Source organism: Ralstonia sp. 25C (assembly GCF_051904805.1).
Classification (GTDB): Bacteria; Pseudomonadota; Gammaproteobacteria; order Burkholderiales; family Burkholderiaceae; genus Ralstonia.
This window is the reverse complement of the sequence record NZ_CP196738.1, coordinates 710,268-729,129: the sequence shown is the minus strand read 5'-3', so window position 1 is coordinate 729,129 and position 18,862 is coordinate 710,268. Positions and strand designations below refer to the sequence as shown.

Below are 18,862 nucleotides of genomic sequence, written 5' to 3'. Positions count from 1 at the left end.
TCTTGATACGCGCGAATGCTTTGGTGTCAGGTTGATTCTTGTACGGTGGCGACCGCCCCACTATGACGGGCAAGCAACGCACGCCGACGCAGCAGAAACACAATCGCCCCAACCGGGATGCTTGAGCTGAGAATGATCGGAGCGTACGGCCCGGCACGATAGAAGCCGGATGCCAGGAATGCGATGCTGAGCGGCCGGATGGTGAAGGTGCCGTCGGTCCAGTTGAAGAAAAACTGCACGAAGCCAAGCGCTACAAACAGCAGCCACAGCCACTTGCGTTTGGCAACCGGCGTTCGAAAGCAGACCACCAGCGCATAAATGACGAACAACGCAATCGCAATCGTCAGCCCAAGCACGGCGTAGTGCGTAAAGCCCTTGCCCGCCAACCGGAAGGCGTTGGTTTCGCCCAGCGATTGCTTTTCGGGATACGCGTGCAGGCCAATGATGCGGAGCTGCCCATCCTTACGCTGCAACATGACATTGGCAAGCAGCCATGCGTGCGGGTACGCGTATTCGTAAGTGAGGTTGTAAGTGGTGACGCCGTTGAAGGTACGCGTTTCCGCGCCCACGATGTTGACCGCTGCAGGCTGGGCGGTGGGAAACGCCTCGGCCATTTTTTCAAGCAAACCACGCGTGGCCGGTGTTCGGATGCTCGGATCAAGCTGGCTGTCCACCGCGCTGAAGTTCTTGGCAATCACATCAGACAGCACCCGCTGCGCGATGGCGGCTTCTTCTTTGGGAGTGAACTTATCCAGCATTGCTTTCTGATCGCAGCCAGCGAGCAGCGCGAGAATCCCAAGCGCGACAAGGAGTTTTTGATAGAGGCGCATATCGGGTTTGCAACTGTTGTTAGTAGGTGTGCCAGGTTTCTGTGCCGTCGAATGTGTACGTGCGACTTTCCGACGAGGGTTCTGCCCCCTCCAGCCGGGGCCAGCAGAAGCAAAAGTTGCTTATGTAGAAAGGCAGCACAAAATACCGCCTTTCCACCAGATCGAATACCGTTGTCTTCCGCTCAAACCGGATTGCCATCCAGCTCATTGCCAGAAAACGTGAGTTCGCCGTGCAGGCAAACTGGCAGCCCCACGCATGGCCGGGCGCGCGAACGCCGTCGATCCAGATGGCGTGATAGGAATCCCCATGGGGAGGCTCCCCTTCGTAAGGCAACCGTATTTGGTGGCGGCCGTCGGGCGTGGTCAATTCGATATCGCCCATTCCGGCAAACGTGGATTCACCGTGCGGCGGTAAAGCGCATGTCTGCATATCGCGCTACGCCCCCATCCGCCCCGTACGCAACGCCACCCCCCAATCCGGCCGCCCGTGCGCTTCAGCAACTGCCGCCGCCTCATCCCACGCGTAGTCCACCGCGCGAAACTCCACGGCGCACACGCCTGCCCGCTGGGTCACGATGGCATAGCGCGCATGCGGGCTGTGCATTTCAATCTGATGCGGAATCGGATGCGCATCGCGATACGCCTGCAGGCCGACGCTGCCGGGGTTGACGATCAAGCGACCGTCCGCAAGCGTCATCGCCCGCGGCACATGGGTATGGCCGCAGAGCACGAGCTTGGCGTCGGCGTGGGTGGCGCGTGATAGCACCTCGTCATGCGTGGCCGCGCGGCAACCGTGTTCGGTGATCGTCTCCAAGAAATACGTCAGGTCGCTCTCGGCCGAGCCATGGACGAGCAGCACGTCGTCTTCGATGGCCCGCTGCTCCGGCAGGCTGGCAAACCATGCAAGCTGATCCGCCCGCAATTGCCCAAACGCGTATTGATCCGACGGCCCCATGCGGGCGGGCTCGCCCTCCACGACTTGCCGCTCATGGTTGCCACGGATGGTCGGCAAGTTCAGCGCCATCAATACGTCGACGGTTTCGCGCGGCTGTAGCGGCCCCGACGCAATATCGCCGAGGTTCACGATCAAATCGACGGCTTGGGTTTGTATGTCTTCCAGTACCGCGTGGAGTGCGGCCAGGTTGCCGTGAATATCGGAGAGGGCGGCGATTCGCATAGGTAATGGTTTTAAGAGGGCAATCACGGGCTGATCGTATATCGGCGGCGATTTTTCTTCATCGAAAACGTGTTGCGCCAAATTGAGCATCGCCCGATACAGCCATACGCGCAGCCTTTACCGCTCGCTCGGTTTTGCCGATGCCTACACATACCACTACCGCGTAGCGTTCACATAATGGCTGGGCGACACGGCATTTTCGCTGAACGTGCCCATTTTTCGGCGCCACTGACGATTGCCGCCGCCATTCCGAAGAGACTGCTTCGCCCATCGCTCGTCTTTTCCAAGAAAGCGCCATCTCGATCGAGCCGCGACCTGGGTCCAACGGACTGGGGTCGAACGGACGACTTTCCACACCTCAGACGGAACGAAACGATCAATGACATCTATCTCTTCCCGTACTCCCCCGGCGGCGGCACACGTTGACACGACTGAGGGCGCAAGAAGCCCCGCGTCGTCGCCCCCTTCAAGCTCGCACTCGCCAACGCATGAGAGGAAGCGGTCCGCATCGCCCGAACTCGATTTGCAACCGCGAAAAAAGCGCCCGGCGAGCCCATCGACCGCCGAAGCCAGCCATGCGGCCGCGGCGTCAGCCGACGAGGCCATGTTCGAAGACACCAGTGGCCCCGTCGGGCCCGGAATCCCCTCCCTTCGACTGTCGATTCCCAAGCGAGAAACGTCGCCAGTACTGGCATACGATCGCACCCCCAAGGCCGACGCAAGCGCGCTGTCGTTCTTCCGATGCACGAACGACCTCGGGGGCCTACCGGCTTCCATCAACACAACGGGAATGCAGACCCTGCGCCTGTCAGGAAGTGAAGGCATCTCGTCAAAAGGCCAAGTCCAGCGAATTATGGCGGCGATGGGCACCCCAACCCTCTACTTCGTCGACCTGCGCGAGGAATCGCATGCCATTGCCAGCGGGCATCCCATCACGTTGCGCGGCCGTCGAGACTGGGCCAACGTCGGGCTATCCCATGAAGAAGTACTGCGCAGCGAGGCGGACCTGATCACGAAGCTGCAGCAGCAGGATGAGATCTCGGTGGTCAGGTCGCTTGATCTCAGAAAAGGGGTGGCACAGCCGCATCGCATCGTGCTGAAGCGGCCAGAGGTGGTCAGCGAACGCGAGTTGGTGGAAGGCGCCGGAGCCAACTATCGTCGACTGACCGTTACCGACCATAGCCGCCCCCGCCGGGAAGAGGTCGATCGCTTCCTCAAGGTTGTCCGCGAGATGCCCGAAGGCGCGGGAATCCACGTTCACTGTCTTGGCGGCCGTGGACGCACGACAACGTTCATGACGCTGTACGACATGCTGCATAACGCAACGCGGTTGCCCGCCGAAGACATCATCAAGCGCCAAGCCGTGTTCAGTTATGACTATCAGATGTCAACGATCAACGCCGACAAGCCCTACAAAATGGCTCTGCAGGAAGACCGGCTTGAATTCCTGAATGCATTCCATGAATACGCTCGGGCAAATCCGAGCGGGAAAGGGCTGTTGTGGTCGGAATGGCGGCAGCGGAGCCAGGAGGCAAGCAGCACTGCGCCGGTTGGCGGTAGCCAGCACGGTGCCGAGCACTAAGGAAACGTACCCGGCATCTGCAGGATGCTGAGTCGCCGGCCGTGCTCCTACGCGGCTGGCCGTGATGCTTCATATTAAATTCTGATTTTCATAATCAGAAGAACGCTTGACTGGCGTTTGTCTTCCACCCCATTCAAATCAAAAACCCTGTCGATACCCCACTAATTGGGGCGGGCGGAATGGGGCTCCATCACCTATGCTGTTTCCCGAAAAAGGCAGGCGCGCTGCTTATATTCACCATTATCAAAAAAAGCGCCTAGTCCAAAATATCTAAAGGGGCGGTATGGCAACACTTATCCCCAGCTTGAGTAGCTGCCTGGGGCGCATGACATCGGGCGAGAAACGCTTTGCCCGGCGGCTCGAAGCATGTCTTGAGGACGACTATCTGTGCTGGTACGACGTCACGGTCGGCATTAAGCGCAGGCGGCCAGATTTCCTGATTTTGAATCCGCACCGGGGTTTGCTGGCGCTGGAAGTCAAGGACTGGAAAATCGGCAGCATTATCCGGCTCGACCCGCAATTGGTAGAAGCCGAATTCGATGGCCGGCTCCACAAGGATGTGAACCCGCTGCTCAAATCGCGCGAGTTCATGACGGCCACGGTGGACATGCTCAAGCGCGATCCGCTGCTCGTGGAGCCCGCCACCAGCAAATACGCCGGCAAGCTGTGCATGCCCTACGGCCACGGGCTGGTGTTACCCAATATCTCGCGCCAGGAGTTCGAGACCTCCGGCATGCAAGACGTCATGCCCGGCCGCCTCGTCATCTGCAAGGACGAGATGACCGATTCGGCCGACCCGGAGGCCTTCCAGCAGCAGCTCTGGAACATGTTCACGCAGCCGTTCCGTTGCCTGCTCCAACTGCCGCAGATCGACCGCATTCGCTGGCACCTCTTCCCAGATGTGCGCATCGTCAGCCGCCAAGGCAGCCTGTTTGAGGCAGATGACGAGTCGGCTACGCAGGGCGCCCGCCCAGCTATTCCCGATCTCATCCGCGTGATGGATTTGCAGCAGGAACAACTCGCCCGAAGCCTGGGGGATGGGCATCGCGTCATCCACGGTGTGGCCGGTTCAGGCAAGACGATGATCCTTGGCTATCGCGCAGAGTTTCTTGCGCAAGCGTCTGCCAAGCCTGTGCTCGTGTTGTGCTTCAACCGCCCGCTCGCGCAAAAGCTGACGGGGTGGATGGAGCACAAGGGGCTGTCGCAAAAGGTGCATGTGCGCACGTTCCACGGCTGGTGTTCGGACATGGCGGCGACCTACCAACTCGACAAGCCGCCTGCGCCGTGGCGTGATGAAGATTTCGCGGTGCTGGCGCAGAACGTGATCGACGGCGTGAATCGAGGCCAAGTGCCCGCCGGCCAATACAGCGCCCTGCTCATCGATGAAGGCCACGATTTCGACCCCGCATGGCTGCGGCTCGTCGTGCAGATGGTGGACCCAGAAACCAACTCCGTGCTCGTCATGTACGACAGCGCGCAAGACATCTATCAAAAGTCCCGCAAGCTCAAGTTCAGCTTTTCCAGCGTCGGCATTCAGGCGCGCGGGCGCACCACCATCCTCAAGCTCAACTACCGCAACAGCGCCGAAGTGTTGGCAGTGGCCTACGCGTTTGCCAACGACCTGCTGACCGCCGAAGAGGCCGAAGAAGATGGCGCGCCGCTCATCCTGCCGGAGACGGCGGGGCGGCACGGCAAGGCGCCGGAGTTCATTCGTTTGCCGAGCTTCAAAGCTGAGTTGGATTACGTGGCCGATCGCCTGCGCGCGGCCAACGAAGCCGGCACGCCGTGGCGCGATATGGCCGTGCTCACGTATCGCAAAGCGCAGCGGGAAGAGGTGGCCCGGCATCTGGCCGCGGCCAAGGTGCCGGCGAGCGCAGGGCTGAGCAAGCACGACAACGACAGCGTGAACGTGCTCACGCTATATGGCAGCAAGGGGCTGGAGTTTCCGGTGGTGGCGATTCCTGGGCTTGGGCAGATGCCCTATGCCAGCCATGACGCGAATGAGCAGGCGCGCGTGCTGTATGTGGGGATGACGCGGGCGATGAATGAGTTGGTGATGACGGCGGATCGGGAGTCTGCATTCGCGTCTAGGGTGAAGGATGCTTGTGAGAGGTTGGTGGTGTGATAGGGCAGGCGATGGGAATTAGCGGCAAGTTAGTTATTGAGGCTTTTGGCTATTCGTCTGAGGGAGCAGTGAACTATCGGAAATGCCAAAAATATTTCTCTATCCATTTTCTGAGCGAAACTAGGACGTAATGATGGTAGACAAAAAAAAGTTGGAAGATGTGTTCAAAACCGTCGGGTTACCGCCTTATACGTACGTGAAGCCGAAACACTTTGGTGAGGTGCGTGCAGACATCTCGCAGGCTGGGAAACATCTTTTGATCGAGGGGCCTTCTGGCATAGGAAAAACCTGCGTCGTTTTTAAAGTGTTTGAAGAGTTGCATTGGATAGAAGGGCGAGAATTCAACTATGTTGGTTGTCGCGATAAAAACGCGGAACAAGTCATTGATGAATTTCTCAAAAAGGCTGCCGATGGCGACGCACCGAGTCCTAGGATTCTGGTAATAGATGACTTCCATCTTTTGGCTGCCGGAAAGAGAGCGGAAATCGGTTCATCATTGAAACGGTTAAGCGATCGAGCTTTTGAACAAGCTGAACCGGCTAAGGTGATTTTGATCGGTATTCCAACAACTGGTGTGTCACTCCTCTCAGATGCATATGATCTCGGACCACGCCTAGGATCGTATGCTTTGAATCGTGCATCCGATACGGAGATCGATAAAGTGATTAGTGAGGGGGAGCAAGCGCTTTCAGTACTTTTTGAAGATCGCGATGTTTTGCTCTCCGAGAGCGCGGGAAATTTCTGGTTGGCGCAGTATGTCTGCAATAAGGTTTGTGCGATGGAAGAGGTGTACGAGACGCAAGACGACCCGAAGATCTTGACGTTCGACATACTGGGAATCAGAGGCCGCTTGATGGCTGAATTGACGCAACGTTATCTACCTATTGCAAGAACGTTTGCTAAGGGAAAGAAGTGGCGTCCGGGTGGGAATAAGCCTTATCTCGAAATTCTGCTTGTGTTGTGCAAAATTCCAGACTCCGTCGTCACGTTCGACAAGTTGCTGCAAATCGTCTCTGAACGTCGCCGCCCGGGTCTCAAGGCGGTTCGCGCCCGCATCTCGGAGGTCATATTTGACCCTAATCGAGAAACTGATTTGCGAAAGCAAATCGCTTTTGAAGCTGATTCTGGATTTTCTATCGAGGATCCACTGTTCAGATATTTTCTCACAAACCTCGACTCAAAGTTACTGTTCCGTGATTTGGGAATCGAAGAGAGCGCCATCGAAAACGGACGATTGTACACATACGACATCGGGTTCTCATTTGCCGGTGAGGTCAGGCGACTCGTCGAGCTTGTTAATGCGGAGATGAAGGCTGAAGACCTAATTACGTTTTACGACTTCGATCAACAAGCAATTTTGCTTGCAACGGATCTGCAGAATGTGCTTGGGAAAGTGTATGGCGAGTCTTGTAGGTACTATCTTGTTTTCCTGGATGGGAATTATCGAGAGAAGGTTTGGACTCGATTTGAGAAAGATGTGATGACAGGCGGAAAGCGAAGTGATCACATAATCCCCGTTATTGTAGACGATGAGGGTGCTAGTGGCACCGTTGGAATTTCTAATACCCTCGGCCGGATCGATTTGAAGGATGTTTGGGCACAAATTAAAAAGACTGGAAAAATTTCCAATGACGATGTCAATACAATAAAGAACAGATGCGTTGCGCCAATGATCGAGAAAATAGGAGTATTTCCATGATGGTATCCATGATCTGATCTTCCAGCGTCTTTGGTGCGGAGTTTGTACGGCTGTTAGTAACTTAGGGATGTTAATGAATTTTTGAGGGGGTAAAAATGACAGATCCACGTGCTTTCATTAGTTTTGACTTCGATAACAACGCAAATGAGAAGGTGCTTTTTGCTGGACAAACTAAGAATTCAAAAACGCCGTTTTCTATTCAGGATTGGTCGTCGAAGTCGTCGTTGCCGCAATCTCAATGGGAGGCGTTGATTAAGGATAAGATAAATAAGTGCGATATGCTTATCGTTTTGGTTGGGAAAAATATGGCAACAGCGACAGGGGTTGTCAAAGAAATCAAGATGGCGACGGGGCAGAACGTTCCTGTTTTCGGTGTGTACGTTGGTGGGGCAAACAGCTCAAGTACCCTGCCCGAAGGGCTGGCACGTAGCCGCACTATTTCGTGGGATTGGAACGATATCGCATCTGCGATAGATCAAGCGATGGGCGAGGGCAAGAACAAGGCATAAGGGGGTTACATGCGGAAAGCTCTTGTGATCGGGATCAACGATTATCCGGGTTCACCACTTTCGGGATGCGTAAACGATGCGCAGACTATCGCTGGCCTGCTTGAGGTTCACGGCGACGGTTCTCCGAATTTTAGCGTTCGGTTAATAACATGTCCGTCCGTTTCTATCGATAAGCCAGCACTTAAGGAAGCGATTGAAAGCCTGTTCTCGGGTGACCCGGATATGGCTTTGCTCTTCTTCGCAGGGCATGGATACGTAAAAAGCACTGGCGGGTATCTCGTAACGACAGACGCGAGGAAATACGACGAAGGTGTGTCCATGGACGAGGTACTTGCGCTCGCTAACAACTCCCGGGCGAGAAACAAGATAGTGATCCTTGACTGTTGTCATGCAGGCGCTATGGCTGCCCCTGCGTTGCTTGGGAACGGTACGGCGCAACTATCGGAAGGGCTTTCCGTACTGACTGCGAGCCGCGAGAATGAGTCCTCTATGGAGGTAAACGGGGCCGGTGTTTTTACTTCACTGCTTTCGGACGCACTTCGTGGTGGCGCCGCAGATCTCCGCGGCAATATCACTCCAGGATCGCTTTACGCCTACGTGGACGAAGCTTTAGGTGCGTGGGATCAACGACCGATCTTCCGTACAAATGTGACGAGCTTTGCGTCGCTCCGGAAGATATCTCCTAAAGTTCCCCTCGAAGTTTTGCGACGTATCACGCTGTACTTTGCAACGCCGGACGCTGAACACAAACTTGATCCAAGTTATGAAGATACTCAACCGAGTGCAGATCCAACTCGAGTAAGAATCTTCAAAGATCTTCAAAAGATGCAAAGCGTTGGCCTCGTTGTTCCCGTCGACGAAGAGTTTATGTATTTCGCGGCTTTAAAATCAACGGGCTGCCGGCTGACGGCTCTTGGTTATCAATACTGGCGTTTGGTGAACGAAAGAAAGCTTTAATTAATTTGTAATGCGGCGCTTTGTAGGGATTCCAAGCTTGCCTGATCTGCCTAGCGCCCGCTAAACTCCCCCCGCTGCGAAAACAACCGCAGCCGAGACTGCAATCTCGATCGATCCGTCCGGAAGAAACATCAAGTTTCTACCGCTGTCGCCGTTCGCCTATATGGGCGGGCCCGACAGGGAGGGCTTAGGCCCTGCCGTCTTGATGGATCGTCGGTATTGCAGACCTTGTCGTGTGCCCGCCCACCCTCACCGGTGGGTGGCTCCCCACTCAATCAGCAGAGGGCAAGACAATGGATCAACCGACCCAAGCCGTACCCACGGCACGCCGGCATTACCCCGCAACGCCACCTCCCACTCGCATCGCTTGGCTGACACCGCGCCCATCGGGCGGAGGCGCGCGATGAACCTGCACACCAATCACTGTTATCTGCAAGGCGCGCTCGGCGGCCGCGATTTTCTGTGCCGCATGCAGGTGGCCCTGAAGCTGCATCGACAATTCCAACCCAGGGCGCTGCGCGCTGAATACCAGCGCCACCTCCAAGACAAGCCCGCCGAATATCAGGCCGGGTTTCTGGATGCGATTGGCGCGTACATGCTCATCACGCTGGAGGGCGTGCTGGTGGATGTGAACCGGTGGGAAGTCCTGCGCGTGCTGGCGTGCGCAGACCAACAGAAATAAAAGAATCGCAGTAAATGCGACCCCGAGACGGGCGGGGTGGCAATCGGGCAGGCGCTGTCAATGCGCGATCGATGCCCTTCTATCCGGCCGATCCGGCCGATTCAACCGCACGCAACTCAGGCTTCAGAACGTTTGAATGGCTTCGCATTCGCCGTTCGCTTACAGCGGCGGCCGCTGGCTGGGCCGCCGGTGTTCTACGCGGGCCTGGCATTGTCCGTGGCCGCTGGTGGGTTCTTGACCGCGCAACGCCTCGGCGTCAGTTCAGGAGTCAGAGTCCTCGTCGAGGCCAAGTTGCATGTTGCGTCTCGAGTCATGCGATATGGCTTCCTGAATCTTGCGCATGCGGGAAGCTTCGATCGACATGCTGTACGCGAGCGCATCGCGTTTGATGCGGAACGCGTTGACGCGCTCTTTCAGTGTCTCGGAGGGGCCGTTGCTGCTTGTGCTGACATTTTCTTTTGCAAGGCGCCGCTGCTGATTCAGTACCGTATCGACCGTGCCGCGTGATTCAGCATGTTTGTAGAAGACCGCCGGCAGGATCTTTGTTCCGTCGATATATTCCACTCCCTTCACATGCTGAGATTGAGCCCCAGTCTTGAAGCATGACCCGTGGTTATGCAGCCGCTTATGCAAGTCGTCAAAAAATCGAGCGTGATGAAAGGCTTGTAATGCGAAGTTAAAGCAGAATGGCTGGCAACCAATTTTTGACTTTTGCGCCTTCACATCAATCACCGCCATCATAGCGCTGGCTCCGAATTCATTATTTAGGGCATCGATGAATTCGGGGTAACCATTTTGAAGCATTGGCTGACCATGTTGATCATGCTTGAGTGCTTGGGTCGTTTCCATGACAAGTAAGGACCGACGTCCATCGTCATGTGTGCGGACGTCAATTGCGATTCGGTGCGAGCCTCGCGGGTCCAGAATGGCAATGGAACGCCAACTCGGTGCATAGGTGGCAGCCAGAGCCGCTCTGAATTCCGTCGGCGTTCTCGCACACTGCAAGTTCAGTCCCGGATACTTATCGTTATAGGTCTCTGCCAGAATCCCTAGGTTTCGTGCGTCGAGGTTGCTGATTTCTCGGGTAGTTTGGCTAGTGGTCACCGTGTCCAATACCCGTTGCGCATAGTGCGCCAGTTGGGGATTGACGTTGTTCGCATGCCTGAGCGTGTTGGCCAAGCTCTCGGCTTTTCTGCGAGCTCGGCGCGGCAACTGCGAGAAGGGCGATGCGTGCGTACTTGCCTCCGAGCTAGTGGAGGGGCTGGCGGCTGCGTTCTCGGGTTGCGCGCGGGTGATCGAGTCGTGCCGGTCTACGTAGGCGCCACTTTGCTTGGATATGCAGAGTCCCAAGGTTCGTTCTCTTTTGGGAAGGGGAGGAAGTCCCCAGCATAGTTCGACTCGGGCGCGGTACGCGATCCGAGGCGAAGCCAATGTGCGTCTTGCGAAGGCGCTGGTGGAGCACCCCCTATCTTTAGACGCCTTGCCGCCCAGAGCAGCAACGTGGCGGATGTCGAAACACCCACCACGCCGTGCATCCCTAACGGAGCGGGCGAGCCTTACACGACTTGCGTCTGCCCTTCCTCTGCGCTCTTCTCCAGGCTGTCATCGTAGACAGGGCGCCACTGCTGTGCGCTCGAGCCGTTGAACCCGTAGGTCCAGACGACGTTCCCGTCGGTCACCATGCTTGCCTTGTCGTCGACAACGAGGTTGGGTTGCGAAACACTGCGGATGTAGCTGTTGTCGTCATACATCCATTGCTGCGTTTTCGTGACGTTGTTGGGGTCATAAACGCTCACGAAAAAGTTCTGCTGGGGCACCAGCTTCGCGACGTCCAGCACCAGAACGCCGCCTCCCGCAGTCAGGAGGAAGGTGTTGTCTTCCTGCTGAATCCACTCGTACTGATCCTTGTTCGCCCTGCGTGTGTCGAGCAAAACCACTTGCGCGCCGGAGATTGCTCGCTTGACGCCAAAAGCAAAGTTCGACTGACCCATGTAAAACCGCGTTGGCTTCAGTTGCATGTCGTCCTTCGTAATCCACTCTTGGGCAGGGGAGGCGTTATAGGCGTGAACAATAATGGGATTGCCATCCTTGGTCGCCCGCCCCTTATTGTCGATCGCGACATTCGGATTGCCTTCGTTCCGATAGTGTTTTGAGCCATCATCAATCCACTTCTGCGTGGGAAGAACCTTTGATGGGTTGTAGAGGCTCAGGTAGAACTGTTGAAAATCAGCGAGCGTCGCAACATCAAGAATAAGTGTCGGGTCCGCTCGCAGTGCAATCGTGTTGTCATCCTGCAAGATCCACTGATAAAACTCCTCCTTCGTGGTTGTAGTGTCGCGCAGAACGACGGAGGCATTTACGATTCGGTCCTTTACGCCGATGGCAAATTGCTGCTTTCCGGCGAAATAAATCGTGCATGGCGTGGCTGGCATTGTCTCACCCCTCTCAAGGTCTAAGTTAATCTCGGCACTGCCTTCGTTTGGCGAGGCATCGAGAATGAGTTGCAGGTCCAACGTTGGCTGCAGGGGGAGATTATGCTGACAGGGGCGCCACGGCAAATTATGATTTTCGAATTCTGATTATGGTTAATTGGGCGGTCGAATGAATTTCGTGCGGCTTAATGGTTAATGAATTATAAACGTTAAAATATTAAAAACAAATGTAAAATAAACCTCGCGCCAAGCCTTTCCATGATGAATGAATGATCACAAAAGGGGCGTGGCTGGAGACGGCAAACGCCGCCCGCGAAGAGGCAGGAAGCCTGTTTCCCCATCAACGGCTTGGAATATCTGAAACGCCGGCGTGTCCATCTGGCCGATTCAACCGCACGCAACTCAGGCCTTAGAACGTTTGAATGGCTTCGCATTCGCCGTTCGCTCACAGTGGCGACCGCCGTTTCGGTGCGCCGATCGGCTAACAGGAAAGGGCATTTCTACGATGCCCTCGTGGTGAAAGACAGTCCGCAGCGTTGGGCGGCGCTCGCCAAGCAGGCGGCAGGGGAAGGATTGCAATGACAAGAACGCGCGTTGTTCGCTGGGTCGATGTTCTGACCGGAATCTTGGTTGCGATGAGTGCAGCCTTTACCGTCTATGTATTGCAGTTCGCCCACATCGATCTGGCGGCGGTACGTACCGGGCCGCCGGTGGCGATCGGTGGCTTGGTCATGGTCCTCGGCTCGCTGATTGTGCTGGTGGAGCTGCCTTTGGTTGTGTTCGTGCTGGTGCTCCGTCCTGGCAGGCGAGTCCGCGTTCTCGCATCGACGGCGATCGGCGTGGTGGTGTTTGTTGCCAGCATTGTCGTGACCGAGATGTACACCCAGGGTAAGCTGCCGCCCCCGGCACTCGCCTCCAGCAAGATCGGTTTATGACGCCCGAACTGAAGCAAAAGATGTTGGTGACCTGCCACGAGAAGATACGTACCAAGGGGGAAGGTGTCGGCCTATCCTTCTACGCGTTCTTCGCCAACCGTAACGACGACCCTGAGCTTCTTATGGAGGCCGCCACCTGGTGGATTCATACCCACCGGTTGGACCACTTTGAGAAGGCGACGAAGATTCTGGGGCTAGTGGAAGCGATGCCTGTAGGCAGCCATGTCGAGGCAACGCGGGACCGGCCACTGTAGTCACCGATGTTCACTTCGCCGGACAGGCGCGGTGAGCATCCGCTGAAATCTTCCGGCGGAGTTCCGTGTCCTGGGGTGTTGCGCCGTGCCCGCCGGCAACGGCTTGCATTGAGTCCGTGCTCTAGCGCTGGTGTTTCCGCATGGCCCACGCGTACTGCTGAACCAGCGCTGTTGCGGCGGCGATGGCTTGGGGTCTCCACCGCTCCTCTGCCGCTCGGATAGTGATGTCTTCGCGCGCAAGCGCTTCAGGTGCCCAGTAGTTCCGAACCTCACCGACAGGCAGGAAGCAGGTTTCCCCATCAATGACGTGGAATACCTGAAGCGCTGGCGTGTTTTCGGCTCGCGTTTGCGTTGCTAACGGCACCAGCGCGCGGGCCGCTTCAATGACGCCGATCCTGCCCTCCAGCAGGTCTTGCGCACGCGCACGAATCTTCCGGCAGTGCTTTCGCCAGAGCGCTTCGTTGGTGATCCCGGGTGGGATAGGGAGGTCTTCTTCCATAGAGAAACGGCGGAGGCGCCTTACCTAGACGCGCAGTTTCGACTAGCTGGCCGTCTGCCGGCGTTCTGACACGGCCATCAACGCAAAACCGACCATCCCGAGCAGGAGCAGCCATGGGAAGGTGTTATCCCATTGGTAGTGCCATGGGTTGTTGGGATAGGTCGCTTTCAATATCAGGTAGGTCTGAATCAGGTACGCAACCAAGAATGAAGCCAGCGCAATCAGCACCAGTGCGGCTTCGGTTGCGGCAACGGTTAGCTCACCCATGATGTTTCCTCCCGCCAGCATGACCACGGCGGCCAAGGCGATATAGGCACCGGTGTGGACTTCCACGCCCGATGAAACGGACGCTTCCGGCGGCATGAACCTGGAGGTCAGGATGACGAACAACACGAATGCCGCGGCCCAGTAGAAAGACAGCCCCACGACTTTCCTGACGCCGCGCCATCCGGGCTTTTGCTTCTTGTGCGCACGCCATGCTGTGGTGGGTGACATTGCCAGCATGATCACCGGGATGACCGCGAATGCAAGACCATACAAAAACCGGGGTGCGGCAAATTTGATCGTCAGCAGATTGCCTGCCTCCCACACAAAAAACACGGTGATGAGTGCGGTTTTGGCCCACCGCTGTTGGCGCAGGAGCCCGATCGCAATGCCGACGTTTGCCACGGTGAGCACGCCCAGCCATCGCCATTGGTTTTGGACCGACAGAGAGCAATCGGGAATGAGCGGTGCCGTACCAAAGTAGCCGGCTACGTGCATGCGATAGAAAGCCAAGAGCACCGTGGTGGCGCCCAGCAGCAGAAAGTAGGCCGCGATGGTCGGCAAGACAGGTTTGTTCATGAGGGTGGGCCGCTTCGGCACGCTTTGCCAGTTTGGGCTTGTCGCGCGTCATCCCAGGGGACGGCGCGGTTGGCAGAACGTTAAGGCGCTCGATACTAAGAGGCGGGCGCCGTGTGGGCAAGGCGTCCGAAAGAGGGGGGCGCCACGCCCAGCCGTTCGTGTGCCGAGCCCATCGCCTCTGGCGCGACGCTCCAAGGCCCAATCGCCGATCCCAAAGCTCAGACCACCGCTGTCAGAGATTCAAGATGCCGAGCGCAAAGCGCCGTGCTCCGGCCTCAAATGGCCGAACGCCGGGCCCAAACTGCGGAACACCGAGCTCAAAGGCCCAACTGTCGGGCTCCGAGGCCCAACACACCGGAGCTCAGAAGCCCAAACGCGGAGCTCAGACCTTCAACCGCCGAGCTCAGAACTCGGAACACCGAGCCCAACACCCCAAACCACCCAACGCCGCCCCCAGCGCGGCGGCGCAATTACCACCGATACCGCACGCTAACCAAGCCAGACCATCCTGAACTGGACCCAGACAGATGCTGCCAGCCGGCTTCCATCGTCACGGCCAGGCGTTTGGCGGGGCCGACGCCTACCGAGCCGCCGAGCGCGACTTGGTAGCCGCTGCGGCGGGCGGGGGCGGCATCGGCGGTGATGCTGCCGCCGTCTTTGCTGGCGGTGATGGACAGATCGCTGCCGAAGGTTTCCAGGCGCGCGACGCGGCCATAGATTTCGTGCGAGCCGACGCTGTTGGTGCCCGTGTGCTTGAGCGTGACACCGGCATTCACCATGCCGAAAGTCTTGCGGTTCAGGTCGGTCGATACGCCGGCAGACGTGACGCGCTGGTCGCCGAACATGACCCCTGCCACGGCGGCGGTGGAAGGTTCCAGGCTCACGCCATGGCCGAGGTCGAACGGCCAGCCGGCGGCGAGCGTAGTGCCGAGCGTTTTGACGTTGAATTTGCCGCTGGTGTTGGTGCCTTCCAGGTCGGTGGCGTTGTAGGTGTTGCGCAGCGTCGCGCCGTTGACGCCGGCGCTGACGTACGGGCCGCTGTTGGCCTGCAGCGTGGCGTTGACGCCGATCGAGGTCATGTCGATCGTGCCCGAGCCGCGTGTGTAGCCGACGTTGGCATTGGCCTGCGTGATGCTGGCGCCCACGCGCACTGTGCCCCTGTCGTCTTGATAGACGCGGCGGTCTGCCCCGAGCGTCGACGACGTGATGGTCTCGGTGGTCTGGCGGCCATAGGCGGTGTCGATCTTGTCGCGGCTGGCTATGGGCGTGAGCCAGACGCTGCCCTCGGCGTTGGCGCCCTGTGGGGGCGGGCTGACGCCGGTGGTGCCAGGCAAGGCGGACGTGCGCAACAGTAGATTGCGCATGGCGGCCACCGATTCGGAGGCGGTCAACACGGCTTCGGCCGGGCGAATGCCGGCAGACGTTCCCAAGCCGGTAGAAAGCGTGGGCACCGTGGGGTCCGTCGCGCCCGGGCTACCGCCGGTGCCCGTTGATGCGCCATCGCTGCCGGCAATCTGGATGCCGGTGAGCATGACTTTGTTGCCGTCGCTCGATACCGCCACCTGCGGCGCGTAGGTGAACGACACCAACGCGTTCTCATACGTACTCGTCCACGCGCCGGGCGTGCCGCTCACGGCGGCGAGCTTGGCGGCGCCGCCGGCGGCCGCGCTGGCATCCACAATGGTGATGGGCGTGGCGGCGCTGAAGGTCTTGCCGGTTTTGACGGTGTTGGCGTTCACCCAGGAGGTGTCTTGCAGCACCGGGTCGTAGGCGATTTTGATGTTCTGCGTGCCCGCTGCGGAGAAGTTGCTGATGCCCGAGCCGAACACCACTTTGTCTGCGGTGCCGTTGCGCACGTCGCTCAGCAGCGTGAAGGTGGCGCCGTCCTTGAGGTTGACGCTGGCGCCACCGGCCGCGCTGCTGTCGATGGTGACGGTGCGCAGGTTGTAGGCGGGGATGCTGCCTGGTGCAAACGTGCCCCAACTGCGCGACAGGTCGATGCCGCCACCGGAGGCCAGCGTCAAGCCGCCGGCACCGAAGTCGTTGCTGGTGTTGCCGGTGCCGGTGGGGATCCATGTGGCGCCGTTGGCGAAGCTGAGCGTCGTGGCGCCGGCCACATAGTTGGTGGTGTCGGTGGTTAGGCCGGTGTTGGCGTAGGGGACGATGTTGCCCTTGAAGTACGAGTCTGCCGTGTTCAAGACAACGTTCGTGCTGCCCGTGTTGCTGCTGGCCGCGTAGTTGGCGGTGGTGATATCGCCGTCGAGCGTGACCTTGCCGGCGCCTGCGGCGTTGATGTCGAGCGTGGCGTTCACGCCGTTGGCGGCAGCGTTGGCAATGGCAAAGGCGGCGCCCGTGCCGGTGGTAGACGCCTTGACCTGCGCGCCGCCCGCCATGGTGATGGCACCCCCGTTCTGGTTGATGCCGAACACGTTGCACGTGGTGCAGGTGGATGCCACGTTCAGGGCCACCGTGTCACTGGCGGACGAGAAATTCATCACGCCGGTGTTGTCGATGCCAAAGGCCGTGGTGACAGCGTTCACCGTGGCATTGACGCCCTTGCGGAACGTCATGCTGGAGCCGGTGCCGTAGTGGGCCTGAATGGCGGTCGGCAGCCCGAAGGGGGTGTACCCCCCGGTGTTGACGACGTGGATGTCGACGTTGCCGCCCACCGTCAGCCGGGCCGTGCGGTGCGTGTTGGCCACGCCCATTGCCGAGCGCGGGCCCGTGGCCGTAATGGACATGTCCCCGCTGACGTTGAGCACGCCCTGGTTGCGGATGCCAAACACGGTCGACCCGTTCGAGGTGGCGGACAGGTCGAGGTTGCCGTTGATGGTGAGCCGCGTGTTGATGTTGTCGTTGTAGATGCCGTGGACGTTATCGCTCGGGTGCTCGCCCAGGGAGTCGATCTTGACGTTGCCGTTGAACGTGACGTTGCCGGCGCCACCGCCGGAGTTGTAGATGCCGTCGTTGTCCGTGCCGTGGCCGCGAACGGTGATCGTGGTGTCGCCGTTGAAGGTGACGTTGCCCCGGTTGATCCACAGCCCGCGCGAATAGCCCGGCGTGCTGGTCGAGATGGTCGTGTTGCCGTTGAACGTGGCGGTGCTGTTGGTGATGTAGACGCCTTCGATCTCGCTATTGCGGTTGTCCGTGGTGGCGTTGACGTTGGTGTTGCCGTTGATGGTCAGGTGGCTGCCATTCTCAACATCGATGCCGTGCACGATGCCAAAGTCCGTCACCCCGGTGCGGGTGGCCGAGACCCCCAGCGTGCCGGTACCGTTGCTGCCCACCTGCAACACCACCGGCGTGGTGACGCCAACGAGGTTCACCGCCTGCAGGTTGGCGAGCTGGTTGGTCGATGCCGAAACGGTGTCGCCACTCTGCAGCCCATACACCAAGCTGCCGGCGGCATTGGTGGAGGTGGAATAGGCCGTATCGGCGGTGCTGCTTCCGGTGATGGGCGTTGTGTAGTCCGTCGCCAGCGCATAGCGCGCCGGGGCCGCCGTGGCGATGGCCGCGCACACCGACATGGAAATCGCCGAACGCCGCAGCCCAGGGCGCTTGGCAGACAGCCGGCGGACATCTGCGGGGCGCATGACGAGCGAGCGATTGCGCTGCTGCGTGCTGACCGGCCGGTACTGGAGCAACTGGCCGCCGAAGTGGGTGCGCAGTTTCTCGGGGTTCCGGTCAAAGAACATCATCTGGCCGTGGCGCTGCTCGTACGGGCCCGTCGGCGCGCAGCCGGGGCGGACCATCAGCCGAAACCGGTCCGCCGGCATCGGCAGCGCCGCGTACACCTCGCGCCCCTGCTTTGACACACCCACCACCTTCAAAAGCCCCCGGCCGGCGCGCCGCAATAGCCAGCGCACCGGTGCGTCGGCTGCGGGAGCATTCACGCGATAGGGGCGCAGCCGGATGGCCGACGGCGCTTGGTCGAGCGCCGCCATCAACGCCAGGCAATCGCTCAGCGCGTACCGCAACAGGATCCACCCGGCGGTCGCCTGCTTGGCATGCGCGTCGCGAGCGCGCAGCCCGATCACCAGATGCTGGATGGGCTCGCCTGCCGCTTGCCGCAAGGGTTGGGGTGACCCGGTGGAATCGGCGCGGGCGGTGCGGGTGGCTTTCGTTGCCCCCATTGCCCTCATCGCGCTGGGCCGTTGGCTGTCGCCATGCAAAGCGGGTCCTTGGCTGCCGGTGCCTGCAGCGCCTTTCGATTTCATGCCGGGATGTGGTGGAGAGAGGAACACCCCGAATGTAAGGGGCGCGTCGCACGTAATCCTGAAGAATCCTCAATTACCGCTTGTGTGGGGTATCGGTCGGGGTGGGTGTGTGCGTCGCGTT

16 protein-coding genes are annotated in these 18,862 nt (G+C 58.9%); 8 read left to right on the top strand and 8 right to left on the bottom strand.

The annotated features are described in order from the left end of the window. Positions 1-26 precede the first annotated feature (26 nt). From ACS7SF_RS21770 to ACS7SF_RS21760, 3 genes are read right to left on the bottom strand one after another with little or no spacing between them, the layout of a single operon-like run. The gene (locus tag ACS7SF_RS21770; protein WP_439894203.1) at positions 27-830 is read right to left on the bottom strand and encodes a hypothetical protein; all 804 of its coding nucleotides are present in this window, start codon (positions 828-830) and stop codon (positions 27-29) included. Positions 831-849: 19 nt separating this feature from the next. Next, positions 850-1,212 carry a hypothetical protein gene (locus tag ACS7SF_RS21765; RefSeq protein ID WP_439894202.1) on the bottom strand — a complete coding sequence of 121 codons (363 nt, stop codon included), beginning with the start codon at positions 1,210-1,212 and terminating at the stop codon, positions 850-852. A gap of 54 nt (positions 1,213-1,266) precedes the next feature. Continuing rightward, positions 1,267-2,007, bottom strand: a complete 741-nt coding sequence (locus tag ACS7SF_RS21760) for a metallophosphoesterase family protein (RefSeq protein ID WP_439894201.1) — start codon at positions 2,005-2,007, stop codon at positions 1,267-1,269. Positions 2,008-2,611: 604 nt separating this feature from the next. On the opposite strand from ACS7SF_RS21760, the gene ACS7SF_RS21755 reads away from it, so the two are divergent. The 6 genes from ACS7SF_RS21755 to ACS7SF_RS21730 all read left to right on the top strand — a co-directional run bounded on the left by ACS7SF_RS21755 (position 2,612) and on the right by ACS7SF_RS21730 (position 9,561). After that, entirely contained in the window at positions 2,612-3,589 is a 978-nt protein-coding gene (locus ACS7SF_RS21755; protein WP_439894200.1) for a phosphatase domain-containing putative toxin, read from the top strand. Between the two features lie 283 nt (positions 3,590-3,872). Further along, positions 3,873-5,714 (top strand): 3'-5' exonuclease, encoded by a 1,842-nt coding sequence (locus ACS7SF_RS21750; RefSeq protein WP_439894199.1) that lies wholly within the window; start codon positions 3,873-3,875, stop codon positions 5,712-5,714. A 130-nt stretch (positions 5,715-5,844) separates the two neighbouring features. Beyond that, complete coding sequence (locus ACS7SF_RS21745) at positions 5,845-7,413, top strand: AAA family ATPase (RefSeq protein WP_439894198.1); 1,569 nt, start codon at positions 5,845-5,847, stop codon at positions 7,411-7,413. 95 nt (positions 7,414-7,508) lie between these two features. After that, positions 7,509-7,922, top strand: a complete 414-nt coding sequence (locus ACS7SF_RS21740) for a TIR domain-containing protein (RefSeq protein ID WP_439894197.1) — start codon at positions 7,509-7,511, stop codon at positions 7,920-7,922. 9 nt (positions 7,923-7,931) lie between these two features. Next, entirely contained in the window at positions 7,932-8,879 is a 948-nt protein-coding gene (locus ACS7SF_RS21735) for a caspase family protein (RefSeq protein WP_439894196.1), read from the top strand. A 403-nt stretch (positions 8,880-9,282) separates the two neighbouring features. Then, positions 9,283-9,561, top strand: a complete 279-nt coding sequence (locus ACS7SF_RS21730) for a hypothetical protein (protein ID WP_439894195.1) — start codon at positions 9,283-9,285, stop codon at positions 9,559-9,561. A 261-nt stretch (positions 9,562-9,822) separates the two neighbouring features. Here the strand turns inward: ACS7SF_RS21730 and xopJ are convergent, their stop codons facing one another. Then, positions 9,823-10,911, bottom strand: a complete 1,089-nt coding sequence (gene xopJ / locus ACS7SF_RS21725) for a YopJ family type III secretion system effector XopJ (RefSeq protein WP_439894194.1) — start codon at positions 10,909-10,911, stop codon at positions 9,823-9,825. A gap of 206 nt (positions 10,912-11,117) precedes the next feature. After that, positions 11,118-12,074, bottom strand: coding sequence for an RICIN domain-containing protein (locus tag ACS7SF_RS21720; protein WP_439894193.1), 957 nt, complete (start codon positions 12,072-12,074; stop codon positions 11,118-11,120). Positions 12,075-12,571: 497 nt separating this feature from the next. On the opposite strand from ACS7SF_RS21720, the gene ACS7SF_RS21715 reads away from it, so the two are divergent. Together ACS7SF_RS21715 and ACS7SF_RS21710 are read left to right on the top strand one after the other, a co-directional pair. Further along, a complete protein-coding gene (locus ACS7SF_RS21715; RefSeq protein WP_439894192.1) occupies positions 12,572-12,928 on the top strand; it encodes a hypothetical protein in 357 nt (118 codons plus the stop codon). Then, positions 12,925-13,182 carry a DUF6500 family protein gene (locus ACS7SF_RS21710; protein ID WP_439894191.1) on the top strand — a complete coding sequence of 86 codons (258 nt, stop codon included), beginning with the start codon at positions 12,925-12,927 and terminating at the stop codon, positions 13,180-13,182. The genes ACS7SF_RS21715 and ACS7SF_RS21710 overlap by 4 nt, the downstream gene beginning before the upstream one ends. 121 nt (positions 13,183-13,303) lie before the next feature. On the opposite strand, the gene ACS7SF_RS21705 is transcribed toward ACS7SF_RS21710, so the two are convergent. The 3 genes from ACS7SF_RS21705 to ACS7SF_RS21695 all read right to left on the bottom strand — a co-directional run bounded on the left by ACS7SF_RS21705 (position 13,304) and on the right by ACS7SF_RS21695 (position 18,657). Next, complete coding sequence (locus ACS7SF_RS21705; RefSeq protein WP_439894190.1) at positions 13,304-13,681, bottom strand: hypothetical protein; 378 nt, start codon at positions 13,679-13,681, stop codon at positions 13,304-13,306. A gap of 42 nt (positions 13,682-13,723) precedes the next feature. Beyond that, complete coding sequence (locus ACS7SF_RS21700) at positions 13,724-14,524, bottom strand: hypothetical protein (protein WP_439894189.1); 801 nt, start codon at positions 14,522-14,524, stop codon at positions 13,724-13,726. 470 nt (positions 14,525-14,994) lie between these two features. Beyond that, positions 14,995-18,657, bottom strand: coding sequence for a beta strand repeat-containing protein (locus tag ACS7SF_RS21695; RefSeq protein WP_439894188.1), 3,663 nt, complete (start codon positions 18,655-18,657; stop codon positions 14,995-14,997). Positions 18,658-18,862: the final 205 nt, after the last annotated feature.